Raw genomic sequence first — 18,640 nt, 5'->3', positions numbered from 1 at the left:
GCGGGGGCCACCACGGTCGCGGGCGCCTAGAAGGTCAGCTTCCAGCTGTTGATGTAGCCGGTGTCCTGGGAGGCCACGTCCTGCACGCGCAGCTTCCACGTGCCGCCTGCGACCTCGCTCGACGCGTTGACCGTGTACGTGGCGATGACGTTGTCAGCGGAGTCGCTGCTGCTGGAGTTCTTCAGCCGGTAGCTGCTCCCGTCCGGGGCGACCAGGTCCACGACGAGGTCGCCGCGCCAGGTGTGCCGGATGTCCACGCCGACCGCGAGGGCCGCCGGGGCGTTGCCGCTGACGCCGCTGACGGTGATCGAGGACGTCACGGCCGCGCCGTTGTCGGGGACGCTGACGTCCGCGGTGTTCTCGAAGACCGTGCCGGGCGGGGGAGCGGTGGCGGTGCCCAGGGTCCAGATCGCGTTGGCGATCGCGTCGCTGTTGTTGTCCAGCGCGGTGTCGTTGATGTTCGACGCCGTGTCGCAGGAGGAGTGGTAGCAGCGGTCGAAGGCCTGCCCGGCCGTGCCGCCCCACTTCTGCGCCTGTGCCGAGGTCTTGGTGTAGTCGGCGCCGGAGAACAGCCCGCCGACCGGGATGCCCGCGCTCTTGAAGGGCGCGTGGTCGGAGCGGCCGTCGCCCTCGGTCTCGATCTCGGTCGCGATCCCCTTGGCGGTGAAGAAGTCCTTGAAGACCTTCTCCAGCGCGGCGTTGTCGTCGTAGACGAAGTAACCGGGGTTGGGTGAGCCGATCATGTCGAAGTTCAGGTAGCCGTCGATCTTGGCCCGCTCGGTGCCGGCCAGGCCGTTGACGTACGCCTTGGAGCCGATCATGCCCAGTTCCTCGGCGCCCCACCAGCCGAACCGCAGGTGCTTCGTGGGCTGCAGGTTCTCGCGTGCGACGGCAAGGGCGGTCTCCAGGACGGCGGCGGAGCCGGAGCCGTTGTCGTTGATGCCGGGTCCCGCGGTGACCGAGTCGAGGTGCGCCCCCGCCATGATCACGTGGTTGGTGTCGCCGCCGGGCCAGTCGGCGACCAGGTTCCAGCCGGTGGCGCCGCTGGAGGTGAACTGCTGGAGCGTGGTGGTGTAGCCGGCGGCGTCCAGCTTGGCCTTCACGTAGTCGATCGAGGCCCGGTACCCGGCTCTGCCGTGGGCACGGTTGCCGCCGTTGGCGGTGGCGATCGACTGCAGCTGGCTCAGGTGCGCCTTGACGTTCGCCACCGGGATGTCGGGGGCCGCCGCGAGGGCGGCGGGCCGTGCGGAGGCGGGTGTCGCGGACGCGGGTGTCGCGGAGGCGGTGAGCAGGGCCGCGGCGAGCGCGGTGGCGGCCCCGGCCGCGACGATCTTGAATGCGGGCACAGGTCACTCCGGTGTGTGGGGGATGGAGTTGCGCGGGACTGTGCGGGCGGTACGGAGGCATGCTTGACGTGTGCATGCCTGGGCGCATCCTGTGGGTCGCGGGGCCTTCCGTCAAGAGCGCATACCGGACGCCGCGTTCCGGGAACCGGGCGCGCTAGGGTCGTGACATGGCTGACGACGAAGGCCCCGTGCGGGTCGACGCCTGGATCTGGTCCGTCCGGCTCACCAAGACGCGCTCCATGGCCGCCACCGCGTGCCGTGCCGGGCACGTGCGGGTCAACGGCGAGCGCGTCAAGCCCGCGCACGCGGTCCGCCCCGGTGACGAGGTGCGGCTGCGCGGTGCGGGGCACGAGCGGATCGTCGTCGTCACTCGCCTGGTGCGGAAGCGGGTCGGCGCGGCCGTCGCGGCGGAGTGCTTCGTCGACAACAGCCCTCCGCCGCCGACCCCCGAGCAGGTGCCGGCCCCCGTCCTCCGCGACCGCGGTACGGGCCGGCCGACCAAGCGGGACCGGCGGGACATGGAGCGGCTGCGCGGCACGCGCTGAGACGGGACGGTCGGCGGTCAGCCCGTGGCGGTGGCCGGCAGGCCGAGGGTGGTGAGGCGCGCGCGTGCCTCGTCGAGCTGCGGCCAGCCGTGCGTTCCGGCCGGCAGCGCCTCGCCGGAACGCTGCTCCCGGGAGGCGCCCACGGGGTCACCGGCGAGGGCCGGCGCCTCGGCCAGGTGCAGACGGCACGGCGCCTGCGCCACGGGGTGGCGCAGACCGCTCAGCACCCTGATGGCGGCCTCGAACTCCCGGACCGCCGCGGCGGGATCGCCCAGCAGGACGAGCAGGCCACCGAGGTCCCCGCGGGTGTAGGCGGTCCCCGGTGCGTTGCCAGGCTCCTCGAACAGGCGCAAGGCCGTACGGTGGCAGGCCGGCGCGGTCGCCGTGCCCCCCTCCTCGCGGGCCACCAGGCCCAGGCCGTGCAGGCCGTACGCCTCGCCCAGCCGGTTGCCGGCGCGACCCCGCACGGTACCGGCGGCCGGCATCGCCGGACGGGCCACGGCCTCGGCCCGGGGCGTGCCTCGGAGCCGCCAACGCCCGGTCCCTGGACTCTCGTTCCGGGGCGGCGTCAGGAACCGCCGTCGCCTGGCCGCCTTGTGCGGCCGACGGGTGGGCGTGGCGCGCGCGGGCGGCTCCGGCCGAGCCGTCACTCGTTGTGGAGGACCTGCGCGATGGTCAGGCGGGCCGCGCGGCGGGCGGGGAGGTAGGCGCCGAGGACCGCGATGGCGATGCCCGTCAGGGCGAGGGCGGTCAGGGCCGGGGGGTGCCAGACGTCCGTCATGTACGGGGGGAGGGTCAGGTCGACCGCGTCCACCATGCGCGGGACGACCTGCCGGTAGCCCCAGATGCCCAGCGGGACGCCGAGTGCGGAGCCGAGGGCGCCGAGGACGGCCATCGAGGTCGTCATCATCACCGTGACCTGCCGCGGGGTCATCCCGATGGACTTGAGCATGCCCAGGTCTCGGCGCCGGTCGCGGGTGTTGAGGACGACCGTGTTGAAGACGCCGAGCGAAGCGACGAAGGCCAGCATCGCGGTGAGCACCGAGGCGGAGCCGACGACGGTCTGGGTGATGGCGTTCGGGCCCGTGACGGCCGGGCTGACGCCCGGGTCGGCGGCCGCGGCCGCACGGGCGTAGGCGGCCGGGTCGGTGCCGTCGCGGAGCTTGACGTGGTAGGCGATGGGCTTTTCCCCGGGGGCGAGCGCCGTGAACGTCGGCCAGTCGGCGACGAGCAGTTGGCCGTCGCTCTCCATGAACGCGCCGACGACGGTCACCTCCTCGCTCCGGTCGCCCCTCCGCAGCCGCACGGCGTCGCCGACGCGCAGGCCGGACTGCCGGAGCCAGGCCGTCCCAGCGACGACTTCTCCGGCCCGCCGCATCCAGCGGCCATCGGTGAGCACGCCGCCCAGTTCGGGCCCGTCGCCGCGGCGGCCCTCGAGCATGGCCTCGCGCGTGGAACCGGCTACCGTCACGTCCACGTCCCCGCGGGCTGTGATCCCGGCGGCTCCGGGCAACGAGCCGAGCAGGGAGGTGAGTTCGGGGTCCGAGTGTTCCGGGTCGACGACCTCGCCGTGCCGCACGTTGCTCGCGTACACGGTGACCTGGTACGCGTCCCGGCCCGCGGTGCCGAACCGGGTCATCGTCGTGGCCAGGCCGGACGCGAAGGTCACCGTGGTCACGCCCAGGACCACCGCGGCCACCGTGAGGGCGCTGCGGCCGGGCCGGGCGAACGGCAGCCCTATGCCGAGGCTCACCGAACGCGGCAGGCGGCTGCCGGCCAGGTGTCGCTGGACGCCCAGGGCGCGCCCCGTCCGCGGGGCGGTGCCCGCGCTGATCGCCCGCGCCGCGGAGAGCCGGTGCGCGCGCAGCGAGGGGGCCAGCGCGGCGAGGACGCAGACGGCCGGCATGCCGAGCAGGGCGAGCACGTTCACCCACGGCGCGATGCCGACGCTGTCGTGGAACACGCCCGCGTCGGGTCCGGTGAACGTGAACTCGAAGAAGGGCCCCGCCAGCAGGTTCCCGGCGACCACACCGACGGCGCAGCCCAGGACCGCGGGCGCGGTCACCATCACCAGGTACACGGCGAGCACTTGTCCCGGTGTGAACCCCAGGGCCTTGAGGATGCCGATGTGCCGGAAGCCGGAGATGACGGCGCCGCTCACCACGTTGGCGACGATCAGCACGGACACCACGATGCCGAGGATGCCGAAGGCCATCAGGTATGGCGCGTACGCCCGCGCCGCCCCGCCGATCCGGTGCTTGAGCGTGAGGTACGACTCGGAACCGGCGAGGGAGCCCTGAGGGAGCCGTGCGGTCACCGTCCCGAGCTGCTCGCGGAGCCGGGCGTCCGACGAGGCGTCGGAGAAGCGCAGGAGCAGCTGCGTGGTGGCCGGGTGCAGCGCGTCGATCTGGGCGGGCGCCACCCAGGCGTCGGCGGTGCGGCTCAGGTCGAAGGCGAAGCCCACGATGGTGAGCGTGGGACCGGAGGGGACCCGGATGCGTTTGCCCAGGTCGTCGGCGGTCCAGTCCGGCTGCCGGTTGAGGACCACCTCGCCGGGCGCCGTCGCCCAGCGGCCCGCCCAGAGGTCCAGCCGGTCCACCGCCCCGCCCGGATCCGCCCGGCCGACGACGGTGACCTCGCCGAAGACCCCGTACGTGGCGGTGTCCCGCGGCAGCTCGACCGTGGCCTGCGGGAAGGGTCCGCCGACGGCCTCGACGCCGGGTTCCCCCACCGCCTGGGCCAGTTGGGCGTCCGAGGTCCTGGACCGGTCGAACGCGGCGACGACATGGGGTCCGTGCTGCTTGCCGAAGGCCTTGTCGAAGGGCGCGGAGGCCGCGTCGACCAGTCCGAGCGCGACGACGATCGCCCCCGTCGAGGTCAGGGTGACCAGCGCGATGACGAGGGTCTGGAGCCTGCGCCGCCGTACGGCCGCCCGCGCGGCCCGCCACACCGCCCTCATGCGGACGGCTCCAGGGTGTGCTGCCCGGTCACCCGGCCGTCGGCGAGGGTGACCAGGCGGCTGGCGCAGCGGCGCGCGAGGTGCTCGTCGTGCGTGACCAGGACGAGCGTCTGCCCGATCTGGTTGAGGTCGAGGAGCAGGTCCATCACCTGCTCGCCCGCGCGGCTGTCCAGGGCGCCGGTCGGCTCGTCGGCGAGCAGCAGGGCGGGCCGGTTCATCAAGGCGCGTGCCACGGCGACGCGTTGCCGTTCGCCGCCGCTCAGCACGGCCGGATAGGCGTTCGCGCGGTCCGCGATGCCGAGTTCCTCGAAGAGTTCCAGGGCGCGGCGCCGGGCCGGCCGGGCGGGGGTGCCGGTCAACTGGGCGGCGAGCGCGACGTTGTCCAGCGCGGACAGGTCGTCGACGAGGTTGAAGAACTGGAAGATCATGCCGATGCGCCGCCGCCGGTACAGGGCGAGGCCCCGCTCGCTCAACCGCCCCACGTCCTCGCCGTGCACCAGCACCGTGCCGGACGTGGGCCGGTCCAGGCCGGCGATCATGTTGAGCAGGGTGGACTTGCCGCACCCGGAGGGGCCCATCACGGCGACCGCCTCCCCGGCGCGGATCTCCAGCGTGACGCCGTTCAGGGCGGTCGTCTCGCCGTATTCCTTGCGTACGCCGTCGAGCCGTACGACGGTCTTCCCGCTGCTGTCCTCAGTGACCATGAACAGGACGCTAGGGGCGCGGCGCGGCCCGGACATCCCTCCCCGGTTGGCACATTGCCGGGGATCTCATCCTGGGGATGCAGGAACCCTGCATCCAGGGGCTGATGCGTCCGGGGTGGTCGTCTGCGAAGGTGATGCCGTGGCGAGAGGGGGAGCCGGACGTGCTGGTCGTGGCGCTGGGGGTGGCGTGCTTCGCCGCCGTGTGCCTGGCGGTGGCCCTGGTGCGCACGCGGCGCCGCTGGCAGGCGGCCGTGGGGGAACGCGGCTGGCTGGTCGAGCGGGAGCGGGAGAGCGCGGCGCGCGCCGCGGTGACGGCCGAACGGGACCGGATCGCAAGGGAGTTGCACGACATCGTCAGTCACAACGTCAGCCTCATGGTGGTCCAGGCCGGCGCGGCGCGTGAGGTGATGGGCACGATGCCGGACGAGGCCGCGGCGGCGCTCCGGGCGGTCGAGGACGCGGGGCGCGGGGCCATGACCGACCTCCGGCACCTGCTGGGACTGCTGGCGCCGTCCCCGGACGGCGTGGACGGCGAGGACACCGGGGGCGGGGAGCCTGCTCCGGGTGGGCCCGGCGACGAGGGCGTCGAGGCGCTGGCCCCGCAGCCCGGCCTGGACCGGCTGGGGGCGCTCGTCGACCGGGTCTCCTTCGCCGGGCTGCCCGTCGAGGTGCGCGTCTCCGGCGAACCGCGCCCCCTGCCGCAGGGCATCGACGTGACGGCGTACCGCATCGTCCAGGAGGCGCTGACCAACGCGCTCCGGCACGGCGACGGCGGGAAGGCGGAGGTGACGGTGCGGTACGCGGAGCGCGCGCTGCGCGTCGAGGTGCTCAACACCGGCCCCAGCGTGCTGGACGGAGCCGGGAGCACGCAGTCCGCGCAGTCCGTGGCGGACCGCGCCGTGGCGCGCCGCCGTGAGGGCACCGGACGCGGTCTGCTGGGCCTGCGCGAACGGGTCGCGGTGTACGGCGGAGACCTGGACGCCCGGCGCCGCCTCGGCGGCGGTTACCGGGTCAGGGCGCGCATCCCGCTGGACCGGCCGTGACGGCGGCCGCGGACGGGGCGGCCCCCCGCGTGCTCATCGCCGACGACCAGACCCTCATCAGGACGGGCTTCCGGCTCATCCTCACCGCGCGCGGCATCACGGTGGTCGGCGAGGCCGCGGACGGCGCGGAGGCGGTCGCCGAGGCACACCGGCTGCGGCCGGACGTCGTGCTCATGGACATCCGCATGCCGGCCATGGACGGCCTGGAGGCCACCCGCCGCATCCTGGAGCGGACCCCGCAGTGCCGGGTGCTCATCCTGACCACCTTCGACCTGGACCGCTACGTCTACGCGGCGCTGTCGTTGGGGGCGAGCGGCTTCCTGCTCAAGGACGTCACGCCGGAGCACCTGGCGGCGGCCGTACGGCTGGTCGGCACGGGGGACGCCCTGCTGGCGCCGTCGATCACTCGGAGGCTGGTGGAACGCTTCGCCTCCGGGTCCGCGGCCGCGCAGGATGGGCCTTCGGTCCACGCCGACCTCGCCGCCCTGACCCCTCGTGAGCTGGAGGTCCTCACGCTGCTGGGCCGCGGCCTGTCCAACCTCGAACTGGCCGCGGAACTGACGCTGAGCGAGGCGACGGTGAAGTCGCACGTCGCCCGCATCTTCGCGAAGCTCGCGCTGCGCGACCGGGCCCAAGCGGTGGTGCTGGCCTACGAGACGGGCCTGGTGCGGCCGCGCGGCCTGGATGCCGGGGGCTCCCCGGAGCGGTGACCCCGCGGCCTTCGGAGGGCCGGTGAGGCGCCTGGTCTGCGGGGCACGGATGCCGTCCTGCAGCCCGCGTGCGGGTCGGTGCTGCAGGATCGGGCTCAGGTGCCGGGCGTGGTCGGCGGGGTGAGTGCCCCGGAGCGACGCCGAGGGGTGCCCGGGACCGGTGACGGTGGTGTGTCGCCGGAGCGGTGATCCCGCGGCTTTCGGAGGGCCGGTGAGGCGCCTGGTCTGCGGGGCACGGATGCTGTCCCGCAGCCCGCGTGCGGGTCGGTGCTGCAGGATCGCGCTCAGGTGCCGGGCGTGGTCGGCGGGGTGAGTGCCCCGGAGCGACGCCGAGGGGTGCCCGGGACCGGTGACCCCGCGGCCTTCGGACGGCCGGTGAGGCGCCTGGTCTGCGGGGCACGGATGCCGTCCTGCAGCCCGCGTGCGGGTCGCTGCTGCAGGACCGCGCTCAGGTGCCGGGCGTGGTCGGCGGGGTGAGTGCCCCGGAGCGACGCCGAGGGGTGCCCGGGACCGGGGACGGTGGTGTGTCGCCGGAGCGGTGATCCCGCGGCCTTCGGAGGGCCGGTGAGGCGCCTGGTCTGCGGGGCACGGATGCCGTCCTGCAGCCCGTGCGCGGGTCGGTGCTGCAGGACCGTGCCCAGGTGCCGGGCGTGGTCGGCGGGGTGAGTGCCCCGGAGCGACGCCGAGGGGTGCCCGGGACCGGGGACGGTGGTGTGTCGCCGGAGCGGTGAACCTCCGCGGCGTCAGCCGCGGTCCGCCGCACGTCGACCGCCTGCTTGCCCCGTCGGCTTGTGCGATCGCGTACCGGCAAGCGTGCCGGCCGACGGGACGGCGCGGGCGGCCTCGGCGCCGGGTACCGCCGAGCGGAAGCAGGCGATGGGGAGGCCGCCGGGGCTCCCGGGCGATGAGCCCCGGCGGTCGGCCGCGGGCTGCCGCCGTGACGGCGCGTGTGCGTACCACGGTTCGGGCCTGCGGACGGGTCTGGTCAGGTCCCGGGGGCTTCGGTGCCGAGGGTTCCCCGGGCGGTGCGGTTCCCGCCGCGATGCGCTCAGGGCAGGGGCGCCACGTAGACCCAGGCGCCGTCATGGCGGACGAAGCGGCTGTTCTCCTGCATCGCGTCGTGCTCGCCGTGCAGGCTGTAGTGCGCGCGGAAGGCGACGGTGCCCTCGCTGTGGAAGGCGCTGCCGTCGGTCGTGGCGAGGATCTCCAGCCGCTCCCAGCGCAGGTGGTGGTCGAGGTCCAGGTCCGCGGGCCGGGTCTCCGGGTGCCAGGTGCGCAGTACGTACGCCGCGTCGTGCACCGCGTAGGCGCTGTAGCGGGAGCGCATCAGGGCCTCGGCGGTGGGGGCGGCGGCGTGGCCGGAGTGGTAGCGGCCGCAGCAGTCGCCGTACGTGGCGGGCAGCCCGCAGGGGCAGGGCGTTCCGGGGGAGTGCGGCACGGGACGGGAGTGGGGGCGCGGGGCGGAACGGCGGCCGGGGCGGGACTTGGGCATGCCGCCATTGTGCACGGCCGCTGCGGGCGTGCCCGCAGGCCCCGTGACCACCGGCGATTCCTCCCGGGTAGCCTGCGGGACGGCAAGATCTCCGCCCGACCCCGAGGAGCCCCCGTGCCGCAGCCGAGGATCGCCCTGGTGACCACCGCGCACCTTCCGGCGGGCGCCGTCGACCGCGACCTGCCCCTGCTGCGGGACGCCGTCGCGGCGGCGGGCGCCGAGGCCGTGATCGTGCACTGGGACGACCCGGACGTCGACTGGGCCGGGTTCGACCTGGTGGTCATACGGTCGACCTGGGACTACACGGTGCGCACCGAGGAATTCCTGGCCTGGGCCGACCGCTGCGGCGCCGCCACCACCCTGTTCAACCCGCCCGCGGTCGTGCGCTGGAACTCCGACAAGCGCTACCTCGGCGAGCTGGCCTCGCTCGGCGTGCCCGCGGTCGCCACCCGCTACCTCCCGCCGGGCGGCGGCACCGGCGGGCTGCCCGGCGACCGGGATTTCGTGGTCAAGCCCGCCGCGGGCGCGGGCGCCCGCTACGCCGCGCGCTACCGCCCCGGGCAGCACGAGGAGGCGCGGGCGCACGTGGCGCGGATGCACGAGGAGGGCCTCACCGCGATGGTCCAGCCCTACATGCCGCGGATCGACACCACCGGCGAGCGCGCCCTGGTCTTCCTCGGCGGCCGGTTCCTGCACGCCATCGCCAAGAACGCCGTGCTGTCCCCGGACACGCGCTACGACCAGCGCAAGGTCGCCCACCCCGGGGTGCGTCCCTGGACCCCGACCGAGGCCGAACTGGCCGCCGCGGAGCGGGCGCTGGCCGCCGTACCGGGTACGCCGGAGCTGCTCTACGCCCGGGTGGACCTCGTCGACGGCGAGGACGGCACCCCGTGCGTGATGGAGCTGGAGCTCATCGAGCCCAACCTGTTCCTGACGGACCACCCGGACTCGCTGCCCGTGGTCGCCGGGGCGATCGTGCGCGCCGCGGGCTGAGTCTCAGCGGGTCACGGGCAGCCCGGCACGCGCGGCGGCCGTCGCGAGGACTTCGCGCAGCATGGCGGGGGTGAGCCGCCCGGTGAAGGTGTTCTGCTGGCTGACGTGGTAGCAGCCGAACAGGTGCAGCGGCGGCTCCCCTTCCACGGGGGCCGCCAGTTCCACGTGCGCGCCGTGCCCGAACCGGGGGAGCGGCCGCGGCAGCCGGTACCCGGCGCCGCCGAGCACGGGCAGCAGCGCCTGCCAGCCGAACGCGCCGAGGACGACGATCGCGCGCAGCGTGGGCCGCAGCAGTTCCAGTTCGCGCACCAGCCACGGGCGGCAGGTCAGCCGCTCCTGCGTGGTGGGCTTGTTGGCGGGCGGCGCGCAGTGGACGGGCGAGGTCACCCGTACCCCGTACAGCTCCAGGCCGTCGCCGCGTTCCGTGGAGGTGGGCTGGGAGGCCAGGCCGACGGCGTGCAGCGCCTCGAACAGCACGTCGCCCGAGCGGTCGCCGGTGAACATCCGGCCGGTGCGGTTGCCGCCGTGCGCGGCGGGGGCCAGACCGACCAGGGCCAGCGCGGCGTCCGGCGGGCCGAAGCCCGGCACGGGACGGGCCCAGTACTCCCATCCGGCGTAGGCGCGGCGCCGGACCCGGGCGGTCTCCTCGCGCCAGGCGACCAGCCGCGGGCAGGCCCGGCAGCCGGTCAGCCGTTCGTCGAGCGCGGCCAGGTCCCCCGCACCGGGCGCGGCCAGGGCGGGGAAGTCCGCCGATTCCTGCTGCACCGTGCGCCGTCCCTTCACGGCCCGTACGGCGGTCGCAGGGCCCGCGTCCCACGCTACCCACCAGGCCCCCGGCCCCGCCGCGGGGGCGCGGCGGGGCCGGGGGAACGCGCCGGGAGAGCGCGGGGTCGGGGCGTCGGGTCAGGCGCGGGCCGGCTCAGGTTCCCCCGCCGCACCGGACGGTTCCGCCGCGTCCGCGGCGGGCACGGGGCGCAGCCCCTCGCCCTCGACGTCGACGTTCGGCAGGATCCGGTCCAGCCAGGACGGGAGCCACCAGGCCCGGCGGCCCAGCAGCGCGAGCACCGCGGGGACGATCGCCATCCGGACGACGAACGCGTCGAAGAAGACGGCGGTCGCCAGACCGAACCCGATCGACTTGATCATCGCCTCGCCGGAGCCGATGAACCCGGCGAAGACGGCGATCATGATGATCGCGGCGGCGGTGACCACCCGGGCACCGTGCCGGAACCCGGTGACGATGGCCTGACCGGGCCGCTCGCCGTGGACGTGGGCCTCGCGGATGCGGGTGACCAGGAAGACCTCGTAGTCCATGGCGAGGCCGAAGACCACCCCCACCAGGAAGATCGGCATCATCGACATGATCGGGCCGGTCTGCTCGACGCCCAGGAGCGAGGCGAGCCAGCCCCACTGGAAGACCGCGACGACCGCGCCGAGGGCCGCGGCGACCGAGAGCAGGAAGCCGAGTGCGGCCTTCAGCGGCACGAGCACCGAGCGGAACACGACGATCAGCAGCACGAAGGCGAGGCCGACGACGAGCGCCAGGTAGGGCAGCAGCGCGTCGGTGAGCTTCTGCGAGGTGTCGATGTTCAGCGCCGTGGTGCCGGTGACGGAGACCTTGGCACCGGTGCGCTCGGTGATCCCGTCCCCCGTGGTGCGGATCGCCTTGACCAGGTCCTCGGTCTCGGCGCTGCTCGGCTTGGACGCGGGCACCACGTTGATGATCGCGGTGTCCCCGGCCTTGTTGAACGTCGCCGGGGTCACGGCCGCCACGTCGTCGAGGCCCTTGATGTCCGCGGTGGCCTCGCGGACCGCACCCCGGGGGTCGACGGCGCCCTTGACGTCGGCGACCACGACGAGCGGCCCGTTGAAACCGGGGCCGAAGCCCTCCGACAGCAGGTCGTACGCCCGGCGCTGGGTCGTCGAGACGGGCTGGGAGCCGTCGTCGCCGAGGCCGAGTTCGATCGACGCGGCCGGCACGGCCACCGCGCCGAGCGCCGCGACGCAGACGAGCAGGACGGCGACGGGCCGCCGGATGACGAACCGGGCCCAGCGGGTGCCCATGTTGGGCCGTTCCGTGCGGGCCCTGCGGTGGGCGTGGTGCGCGTTCCCGTCGCGGCGGCGGAACAGGCCCCCGGCGTCCGCCGGCCGGACGCGCCGGCCGGCGAAGCCGATGAGGGCGGGCACCAGGGTGAGGGCGATGAGGACGGCGATGACGACCGTGCCGGCGGCGGCCACGCCCATCTTCGTCAGCATCGGGATGTTGACGACCGACAGCCCCACCAGCGCGATCACGACGGTCAGTCCGGCGAAGACCACTGCGGACCCCGCGGTGCCGACGGCGCGGCCGGCCGCCTCCTCGCCCTGCCGCCCCTCGGCGAGTTCGGCACGGAAGCGGGACACGATGAACAGGGCGTAGTCGATGCCCACGGCCAGGCCGATCATCATCGCCAGGATCGAGGTGGTGGACCCCAGGTCGAGGGCGCTGGCGAGCGCGGTGATGGAGCTGACGCCGATCCCGACGCCGATCAGCGCCGTGACCAGGGGCAGCCCGGCGGAGACCAGCGAACCGAAGGTGATCACCAGGACGACGGCGGCGACGGCGATGCCGATCACCTCGGTGGACCCGGTCTCCGGGCTCGTCTGGAGCGCGTCACCGCCGATCTCCACCGTCAGCCCCTTGTCGCGGGCGTGCGCGGCGGCGGTCTCCAGTTCCTCGCGGGAGGAGTCCCGCAGCTCCATGCCGGGGACCTCGTACGCCACGCGGACGTAGGCGATGGTCCGGTCCTCGCTCACGGCCCTGGCCGTGTACGGGTCGTCGACGGAGGCGACCTCGGCGCCCTGCCGCAGCTCGTCCACGACCTGCCGGACGGCCTTCTTGTTGGCGCTCTGCGTCATCTTCCCGCCGGCGGGGGCCTTGAAGACCACGCGGGCGGTCGCGCCGTCGGAGCCGGTGCCGGGGAAGCGCTGGTCGAGGAGGTCGAAGGCCTTCTGGGACTCGGTGCCGGGCACGGAGAAGGAGGAGCTGCCCGCGGCGGGCGCGTTGGCGGCGCCGACACCGGCGAGGGCGAGCAGCGCCACCCAGATCAGGACGACGAAGTGCCGTCGCCGGAAGGCGAACCGGCCGGTCCGGTGGAGGAATGTGGCCACGGGGGCGTACTCCCTGTCGGGTTCGTGGGTCGGTGGAGGGGGGTGCCGTCAGGGAGCGGGCGCGGGGACGGGTCCGGGACGGACGCCGAGCGCGGGCAGGATCACCGCGTCGAGGAAGGCCAGCAGGTACCTCTGGGTGGGCGGGACGCCCTCGAGCACGTGCCGGGTGGCGAAGGCGCCCAGCAGCATCTGCACGAGGTAGGGGATCGCCGGGTTGTCCGCGCTGATCTCCCCGCGGTCGACGGCGCGCCGCAGCAGGGTGTCCAGGCCCGAGCGCTCCGGCTGGACCATGACCTCGCGCAGGGCGTGCAGCAGGTCGGGGTGGGCGTGCAGGGCCATGGCCAGACCGCGCATGAGCGCGCAATCGCGCTCCAGCCGCCGGTCGTCCTCGAGGGTCAGCAGGGCGCGCAGGTCGCCGCGGAGGCTCCCGGTGTCGAGGTCACCGGCGCTGACGGGCTTCTCGTGCCGCAGTGCCATGGCGACCAACTCGGCCTTGCCGCCCCACTGGCGGTACAGGGTGGCCTTGCTGCAGTGGCAGCGAGCGGCGACGGCGTCCATGGTCAGGGCCTCGTAGCCGACCTCGCGGAGCAGGTCGAGGGTGCTCGCGTAGACCGCGGCCTCGCGTTCCGGGGTGAGGCGGCTGCCACGGCGGGCGGTGACCGGTGCGGGCATGGCCCTCTCCCTCCTAAACGAAACGGTTTCGTACTTGTCTGAGCATAGGGTTGGAGCTCATCGAAACGAAACGGTTTCGTACGTGGCCTGTGTCACGTCGTGGACGGGAACTCCCGCAGAACTCCCGGAGGAAGCCTCAGAAGGCGTAGCGGATGCGGAGCCACGGCGCGTGCTCCGCGGCGAGCGCCAGCAGCCGGCGTACGGACGCGGCCTTCTCCGCGGCGCGGTAGCGCACGTTCAGGTCCCCGTTCTGCGAGCGCTTCGGCTCCTGCAGCGCGGGGCGCCACAGCAGCTCCTCGGCCCGGGGGTGCCAGCCCAGGTTGACCTCGTGCAGCCCGGCGTTGTGGGTGAGCATGATCACCTTGGCCGCGGCCTGGGCCTTCACCGCCGCCGGAAGGACGTCGTCCAGGTGCCGGAACAGCTCCGCCCACGCGGTCTGCCAGCCGGGACGCACGACGACCGGCGACAGGTTGAGGTGCACCTCGTACCCGGCCTCCAGGAAGTCGCCCGCGGCGGCGATCCGTTCGGCCACCGGGCTGGTGCGGACGTCCAGCAGCCGGGAGTCCTCGGGCGGCATCAGCGAGAAGCGGATCCTCGTGCGTCCCCGGGGGTCGAGCCGCAGCAGGTCGGGGTTGACGAACTTGGTCGCGAAGGAGGCCTTCGCCGTGGGCCACCGCCGGAAGGCCGCTACGAGGTCGGCGGTGTTGTCGCTGATCAGGGCGTCCACCGAGCAGTCGCCGTTCTCGCCGACGTCGTACACCCACGCCCGCGGGTCGCACTGGTTCGGCGCGGGCTTGCGGCCCTGCTCTGCGACGTGCCGCGCGATGCGGCCGATGACGCGGTCGATGTTGGTGAAGGTGGTGACCGGGTTGGCGTAGCCCTTGCGGCGCGGGACGTAGCAGTAGGCGCAGGCCATGGCACAGCCGTTGGAGGCGCCGGGCGCGATCCAGTCGGCCGAGCGGCCGTTGGGGCGGACGGTGAGCGTCTTCTTCACCCCGAGGACCAGGGTCCGCGTCTTCACCCGCACCCAGCGCGCGGCGTTGCCCTCGTTGCCGTGCAGGCCCGGGATCCGCCAGTGCGACGGCACCTCGACGACGACGGCGTCCGGGAAGCGGGCGAGGATCTCCCGCCCCCGCGGGGACGCGGCCGCCTCCGGCTCCGCGTAGACGGTGCGGACGTCCAGCAGACGGGCGGCGGCGGGGGAGTCGCGGAAGGACGCGCCGCCCGCCGCCGTGTGCCGCGGGGGCAGGACGTCGTCGAGCGGGAAGAGCCCCTCTGGTTCCGGTGCCACCGTCCCGACCCTACCCGGACGGGCGGGGCCGCCCGGGGAGCCGGCGTGCGGCGTCGCGGTCATCTGCCGGCCGGGCCGCGGGGCCCGGCCCGGGCGCTGCGCGGTCGCCCGTCACGGGACGGCGGGGCCGGTGATCATCCGGCCGTGCCGGTCGTACGGCCAGGCGTTGGCGACGCAGCCGTGCAGGCCCTTGATCTGCTGCATCATCGCCGGGGCGGGCCGCCCGGGACCGGGGCAGCCGCCCGCAGCGGGGTGCCGTGCCCGATGGTCCGCCGGCTGCCGGGGGCCTTGGTGAACCTGCCGTCGCCGTGCTCCGGAACCCGGGTCGGGGTCGGCGTTGCCGTCGGCGTCCGTGGGGGCGCCGAGGGCCGCAGGGCGGAGGCGGCCGGGCCGTGCCGGCCGGCCGCGGGGACCGCCCGCTCGTGGGCGTTCTGTAGGGCGGGCACCGCGCACAGCGCGCCGGCGCAGACCCCGAGGACCGCGAGGCACGGCACCAACAACCGCCACCGGGGCTTCGTCGCGGGGGCTCGGTCCGTCCGGCGGTGCTTCATACGTCGTACTCCATACGGCCGCGTGCGAACCGGCGGCGAGCGCCGGAGCTCACGCTCCTCTCACGGTTGTGCGGTCATGCCGGGCGGGCAGTGCGACGCCGGCGGAGGGCTCGACGGGCGCCCCGGCGAACCCGGACCCGCGCAGGTCACGGGCGGGTCCGGCCTTCAAGTATGCGCAGAGAGGTGAACGGCAGGTGAGCCCTCAGGCTTCCCGCGACGCCGCCAGCCGGGCCGCGGCGCTGTCCAGCAGCATGTCGAGGGCGGTGGGGTAGGCGCTGCGGTTCATGCGGTCGACCAGCAGGCCGGCGGTGGCCGCGATGTGCGGGTGGGTCCGCGCCGGGAGGCGCGCGTACGTCTCCCGCCACACGTCCCGGTCGGCGGACCGGGCGGCCTCGGGGAGGGCCAGCGTCGCCGCGTCCAGCGCGGCGAAGGCCAGGGCCTGGTCGATGAAGGCCTGGTAGATCGCGACCGCGGCGGGGTCGGGGAAACCGGCGGTGCGCAGGATGCCCAGGACGGTCTCGTCGGCAGCGGTCTCGTGGGCGCGGCCGGAGACCCGGCTGGCGGTGAGCACCGCCGCCTGCGGATGGGCGAGGTACGCGGTGTGGATGCGCAGCCCCAGGTCGCGCAGGTCGGCGCGCCAGGTGCCGGTGGACCGCCAGCCCTCCACGGCCCGGCCCATCAGGTCGTCCGCGATGGCCAGGGTGAGGTCGTCCATGCCGCGGAAGTAGCGGTACAGCGTGCTCGGGTCGGCGCCGAGCGCGGTGCCCAGCCGGCGCACGGTCAGCCCGGCGGAGCCGTGCTCGCGCAGCATCCGCAGCGCGGTGTCGAGGATCAGCCGGTGCGAGAGCACGGCCCCGCTCCTGGTGGGGCGGCGGCGCCGGCGTGCCGCCTCCTGGACGACCTTCTTGGGCACGCGCCCCTCCTTCCCGCCTGGGCCGGCCTTATGCCAACACCATTGACCATACGTCGCGCGGCGGCGTTTCATCCCTGGGCAGAGGCGCCTCCGCCTCGGAAACGGAGACTTGTCAGCCATGCGCGTACTGCTCGTGGGAGCCGGCGGGGTGGGCACCGCCATCACCCGGATCGCCGCCCGCCGCTCGTTCTTCGAGGCCATGGTCGTGGCCGACCGGGACCTCGCCCGCGCCGAGGCCGCCGTCGCGGCCGCGGAGGACGGGACGGGCCGGTTCCTCGCCGCCCGCGTCGACGCCTCCGACGAGGCCGCGGTCACCGCGCTGCTCGCCGAGCGGCGTTGCGACGTCCTGCTCAACGCCACCGACCCGCGCTTCGTGATGCCCCTGTTCGGTGCCGCCCTCGCCGCCGGCGCCGACTACCTCGACATGGCGATGTCGCTGTCCCGCCCGCACCCCGAGCGTCCCCATCAGGAGTGCGGGGTCAAGCTCGGCGACGAGCAGTTCGAGCGGGCCGCCGAGTGGGAGGAGGCCGGACGGCTGGCCCTGGTCGGGATGGGCGTGGAGCCGGGCCTGTCGGACGTCTTCGCCCGCTACGCCGCCGACGAGCTGTTCGACGCGATCGAGGAGATCGGGGTGCGCGACGGCGCGAACCTCACCGTCGACGGCTACGACTTCGCTCCGTCGTTCAGCATCTGGACCACCATCGAGGAGTGCCTCAACCCGCCGGTGGTCTACGAGGCCGGACGCGGCTGGTTCACGACCCCGCCCTTCAGCGAGCCCGAGGTCTTCGACTTCCCCGAGGGCATCGGCCCCGTCAGCTGCGTGAACGTCGAGCACGAGGAGGTGCTGCTGATGCCGCGCTGGGTCGACGCGGGGCGCGTCACCTTCAAGTACGGCCTGGGGGAGGAGTTCATCGGCACCCTCAGGACCCTCCACCAGCTCGGCCTGGACCGCACCGAACCCGTCGCGGTGGGCAGCGACCTGGGAGCGGCCCGGGTCAGCCCGCGGGACGTGGTGGCCGCCTGCCTGCCGGACCCGGCGACGCTGGGCGAGCGCATGCACGGCAAGACCTGCGCCGGGACGTGGGTCAAGGGGACGAAGGACGGCCGGGCGCGCGAGGTGTACCTGTACCACGTCGTCGACAACCAGTGGTCGATGCGCGAGTACGGCTCGCAGGCCGTCGTCTGGCAGACGGCCGTCAACCCCGTCGTGGCCCTGGAACTGATGGCCGCGGGCACCTGGGCGGGCAGCGGGGTCCTCGGCCCGGAGGCCTTCGCGCCGCGTCCGTTCCTCGACCTGCTGACCTCCTACGGCGCCCCGTGGGGCGTGCGGGAGTCCTGACAGCCGGCCAGCCAGTCGGCGATGGCCGCGGTGATGGGCTGCCCCGTCGCCAGCTCGACGAAGCCGAACTGCCCGCCCTGGTTGCACTCCAGGAACCACCAGGTCCCGTCGGTGTCCTCGGCGAAGTCGAAGGCGCCGTAGGCGAGTCCGGCCGCGGCCATGTACTCCCGCACCGAGCGCACGATGCGCGCCGGCGGCTCGACGGGCTCCCAGTCGGCGTCCTCGGGGCTGCCGAACCGGCCGTCGACCTGGTCGGGGCCGGACTTCTTGCGGGCCGCGAACAGCCCCGTCCCCACGCAGGTCAGCCGGATGTCGGCGGCCTTGGGTATGTACTGCTGCAGCAGCGTCGGGCCGGCGGCCACCGCGGAGAAGTCGGCGTCCGGGGCGACCAGCGTGGTCGGCAGCGCCATCGGCGGATCGCCCGGATGCGTGCCGGAGACCGACTTGACCACCAGTTGCGGATGCTGCTCGGCGAACTCCCGCGCCGCCTGCGGGAAGGTGGTGATGAGCGTGGCGGGGACCGCGAACCCGCAGTGGTGCGCGGTGAACAACTGCCACGGCTTGTAACGGGCCTGCGCCGCGGCGCCCGGGTGGTTCATCCACCGGGCCCGCACGCAGCGCAGCGCCCCGTACAGTGCTCCGCCGGCCTCGGCGGTCAGCCACGCGGACTGCTCCGCCGCGCCCGCGCCGGGTGTGCCGGGTCTTCGGATCCAGATCGAGCGCACGCTGTCCATGCTCACCATGCGCTCCTGGACCGACAGGTACCCGCGTACGTCACCGCGTACGTACTCGGCGGACATGGACACCTCGCCGGGCAGGTCCGCAGGGTCCAGGCGGACCACCGGCGTCCCGCGGTCGTGCAGCGCGGCCACCACCAGGTCGGCTGTCACGTCCTCGGGGGAGGTGAGGATCAGGACGGTCATCGGGTTCGG

General features: G+C 74.4%; 16 protein-coding genes and 1 pseudogene. 5 read left to right on the top strand and 12 right to left on the bottom strand.

The window, feature by feature from the left end; genetic code table 11:
* Positions 1–26: 26 nt before the first annotated feature.
* A complete protein-coding gene (locus tag ACFYYN_RS26845; RefSeq protein WP_500547812.1) occupies positions 27–1,346 on the bottom strand; it encodes a M28 family metallopeptidase in 1,320 nt (439 codons plus the stop codon).
* 167 nt (positions 1,347–1,513) lie between these two features.
* Between ACFYYN_RS26845 and ACFYYN_RS26840 the strand changes: the two genes are divergently transcribed.
* Entirely contained in the window at positions 1,514–1,891 is a 378-nt protein-coding gene (locus ACFYYN_RS26840; protein WP_499515583.1) for an RNA-binding S4 domain-containing protein, read from the top strand.
* Between the two features lie 17 nt (positions 1,892–1,908).
* On the opposite strand, the gene ACFYYN_RS26835 is transcribed toward ACFYYN_RS26840, so the two are convergent.
* The 3 genes from ACFYYN_RS26835 to ACFYYN_RS26825 form a co-directional block, all read right to left on the bottom strand.
* The gene (locus tag ACFYYN_RS26835; protein ID WP_500547811.1) at positions 1,909–2,376 is read right to left on the bottom strand and encodes a tetratricopeptide repeat protein; all 468 of its coding nucleotides are present in this window, start codon (positions 2,374–2,376) and stop codon (positions 1,909–1,911) included.
* A 161-nt stretch (positions 2,377–2,537) separates the two neighbouring features.
* Complete coding sequence (locus ACFYYN_RS26830) at positions 2,538–4,850, bottom strand: ABC transporter permease (protein WP_500547810.1); 2,313 nt, start codon at positions 4,848–4,850, stop codon at positions 2,538–2,540.
* On the bottom strand, positions 4,847–5,554 hold the full coding sequence (locus tag ACFYYN_RS26825) for an ABC transporter ATP-binding protein (RefSeq protein WP_499515586.1): 708 nt from the start codon (positions 5,552–5,554) through the stop codon (positions 4,847–4,849). The genes ACFYYN_RS26830 and ACFYYN_RS26825 overlap by 4 nt, the downstream gene beginning before the upstream one ends.
* Before the next feature lie 134 nt (positions 5,555–5,688).
* Here ACFYYN_RS26825 and ACFYYN_RS26820 point away from each other — a divergent pair, with 134 nt between their 5' ends.
* Positions 5,689–6,597, top strand: coding sequence for a sensor histidine kinase (locus ACFYYN_RS26820; RefSeq protein WP_500547809.1), 909 nt, complete (start codon positions 5,689–5,691; stop codon positions 6,595–6,597).
* Positions 6,594–7,307: a response regulator gene (locus tag ACFYYN_RS26815; protein ID WP_500547808.1), complete on the top strand. Its 714-nt coding sequence runs from the start codon at positions 6,594–6,596 to the stop codon at positions 7,305–7,307. Before ACFYYN_RS26820 ends, ACFYYN_RS26815 begins: the two co-directional genes overlap by 4 nt.
* Before the next feature lie 1,048 nt (positions 7,308–8,355).
* Here the strand turns inward: ACFYYN_RS26815 and ACFYYN_RS26810 are convergent.
* Positions 8,356–8,799, bottom strand: coding sequence for a YchJ family protein (locus ACFYYN_RS26810; protein WP_500547807.1), 444 nt, complete (start codon positions 8,797–8,799; stop codon positions 8,356–8,358).
* Positions 8,800–8,913: 114 nt separating this feature from the next.
* Here ACFYYN_RS26810 and ACFYYN_RS26805 point away from each other — a divergent pair, with 114 nt between their 5' ends.
* The gene (locus tag ACFYYN_RS26805; RefSeq protein WP_500547806.1) at positions 8,914–9,792 is read left to right on the top strand and encodes a DcsG N-terminal domain-containing protein; all 879 of its coding nucleotides are present in this window, start codon (positions 8,914–8,916) and stop codon (positions 9,790–9,792) included.
* 3 nt (positions 9,793–9,795) lie between these two features.
* Here the strand turns inward: ACFYYN_RS26805 and ACFYYN_RS26800 are convergent, their stop codons facing one another.
* From ACFYYN_RS26800 to ACFYYN_RS26775, 6 genes and pseudogenes are all read right to left on the bottom strand, one after another.
* The gene (locus ACFYYN_RS26800) at positions 9,796–10,557 is read right to left on the bottom strand and encodes a uracil-DNA glycosylase (protein WP_500547805.1); all 762 of its coding nucleotides are present in this window, start codon (positions 10,555–10,557) and stop codon (positions 9,796–9,798) included.
* A gap of 138 nt (positions 10,558–10,695) precedes the next feature.
* Positions 10,696–12,942, bottom strand: coding sequence for an MMPL family transporter (locus ACFYYN_RS26795; protein WP_500547804.1), 2,247 nt, complete (start codon positions 12,940–12,942; stop codon positions 10,696–10,698).
* A 48-nt stretch (positions 12,943–12,990) separates the two neighbouring features.
* The gene (locus ACFYYN_RS26790; protein WP_500547803.1) at positions 12,991–13,614 is read right to left on the bottom strand and encodes a TetR/AcrR family transcriptional regulator; all 624 of its coding nucleotides are present in this window, start codon (positions 13,612–13,614) and stop codon (positions 12,991–12,993) included.
* A 136-nt stretch (positions 13,615–13,750) separates the two neighbouring features.
* On the bottom strand, positions 13,751–14,905 hold the full coding sequence (locus ACFYYN_RS26785) for a spore photoproduct lyase family protein (protein WP_500547802.1): 1,155 nt from the start codon (positions 14,903–14,905) through the stop codon (positions 13,751–13,753).
* Between the two features lie 111 nt (positions 14,906–15,016).
* Positions 15,017–15,145, bottom strand: a pseudogene (locus ACFYYN_RS26780) (DUF3152 domain-containing protein); the annotation flags it as partial.
* 513 nt (positions 15,146–15,658) lie between these two features.
* Complete coding sequence (locus ACFYYN_RS26775) at positions 15,659–16,369, bottom strand: TetR/AcrR family transcriptional regulator (RefSeq protein ID WP_500547801.1); 711 nt, start codon at positions 16,367–16,369, stop codon at positions 15,659–15,661.
* A 118-nt stretch (positions 16,370–16,487) separates the two neighbouring features.
* Here ACFYYN_RS26775 and ACFYYN_RS26770 point away from each other — a divergent pair, with 118 nt between their 5' ends.
* Positions 16,488–17,708, top strand: coding sequence for a saccharopine dehydrogenase family protein (locus tag ACFYYN_RS26770; RefSeq protein ID WP_500547800.1), 1,221 nt, complete (start codon positions 16,488–16,490; stop codon positions 17,706–17,708).
* On the opposite strand, the gene tgmB is transcribed toward ACFYYN_RS26770, so the two are convergent.
* The gene (gene tgmB, locus ACFYYN_RS26765) at positions 17,675–18,631 is read right to left on the bottom strand and encodes an ATP-grasp ribosomal peptide maturase (RefSeq protein ID WP_500547799.1); all 957 of its coding nucleotides are present in this window, start codon (positions 18,629–18,631) and stop codon (positions 17,675–17,677) included. The genes ACFYYN_RS26770 and tgmB overlap by 34 nt on opposite strands.
* Positions 18,632–18,640: the final 9 nt, after the last annotated feature.

The organism is Streptomyces sp. NPDC001902, from assembly GCF_042891295.1.
Taxonomy (GTDB): Bacteria; Actinomycetota; Actinomycetes; order Streptomycetales; family Streptomycetaceae; genus Actinacidiphila.
The sequence above is the reverse complement of the archived record's forward strand: the minus strand, read 5'-3'. Positions and strand labels throughout refer to the sequence as shown.

Excerpts from the sequence above, each read along its gene's own strand:
- ACFYYN_RS26825 (WP_499515586.1), bottom strand. The coding sequence starts at position 5,554 with ATGGTCACTGAGGACAGCAGCGGGAAGACCGTCGTACGGCTCGACGGC.
- ACFYYN_RS26820 (WP_500547809.1), top strand. The coding sequence starts at position 5,689 with ATGCCGTGGCGAGAGGGGGAGCCGGACGTGCTGGTCGTGGCGCTGGGG.
- ACFYYN_RS26810 (WP_500547807.1), bottom strand. The coding sequence starts at position 8,799 with ATGCCCAAGTCCCGCCCCGGCCGCCGTTCCGCCCCGCGCCCCCACTCC.
- ACFYYN_RS26840 (WP_499515583.1), top strand. The coding sequence starts at position 1,514 with ATGGCTGACGACGAAGGCCCCGTGCGGGTCGACGCCTGGATCTGGTCC.
- ACFYYN_RS26790 (WP_500547803.1), bottom strand. The coding sequence starts at position 13,614 with ATGCCCGCACCGGTCACCGCCCGCCGTGGCAGCCGCCTCACCCCGGAA.
- ACFYYN_RS26770 (WP_500547800.1), top strand. The coding sequence starts at position 16,488 with ATGCGCGTACTGCTCGTGGGAGCCGGCGGGGTGGGCACCGCCATCACC.
- ACFYYN_RS26835 (WP_500547811.1), bottom strand. The coding sequence starts at position 2,376 with ATGCCGGCCGCCGGTACCGTGCGGGGTCGCGCCGGCAACCGGCTGGGC.
- tgmB (WP_500547799.1), bottom strand. The coding sequence starts at position 18,631 with ATGACCGTCCTGATCCTCACCTCCCCCGAGGACGTGACAGCCGACCTG.
- ACFYYN_RS26830 (WP_500547810.1), bottom strand. The coding sequence starts at position 4,850 with ATGAGGGCGGTGTGGCGGGCCGCGCGGGCGGCCGTACGGCGGCGCAGG.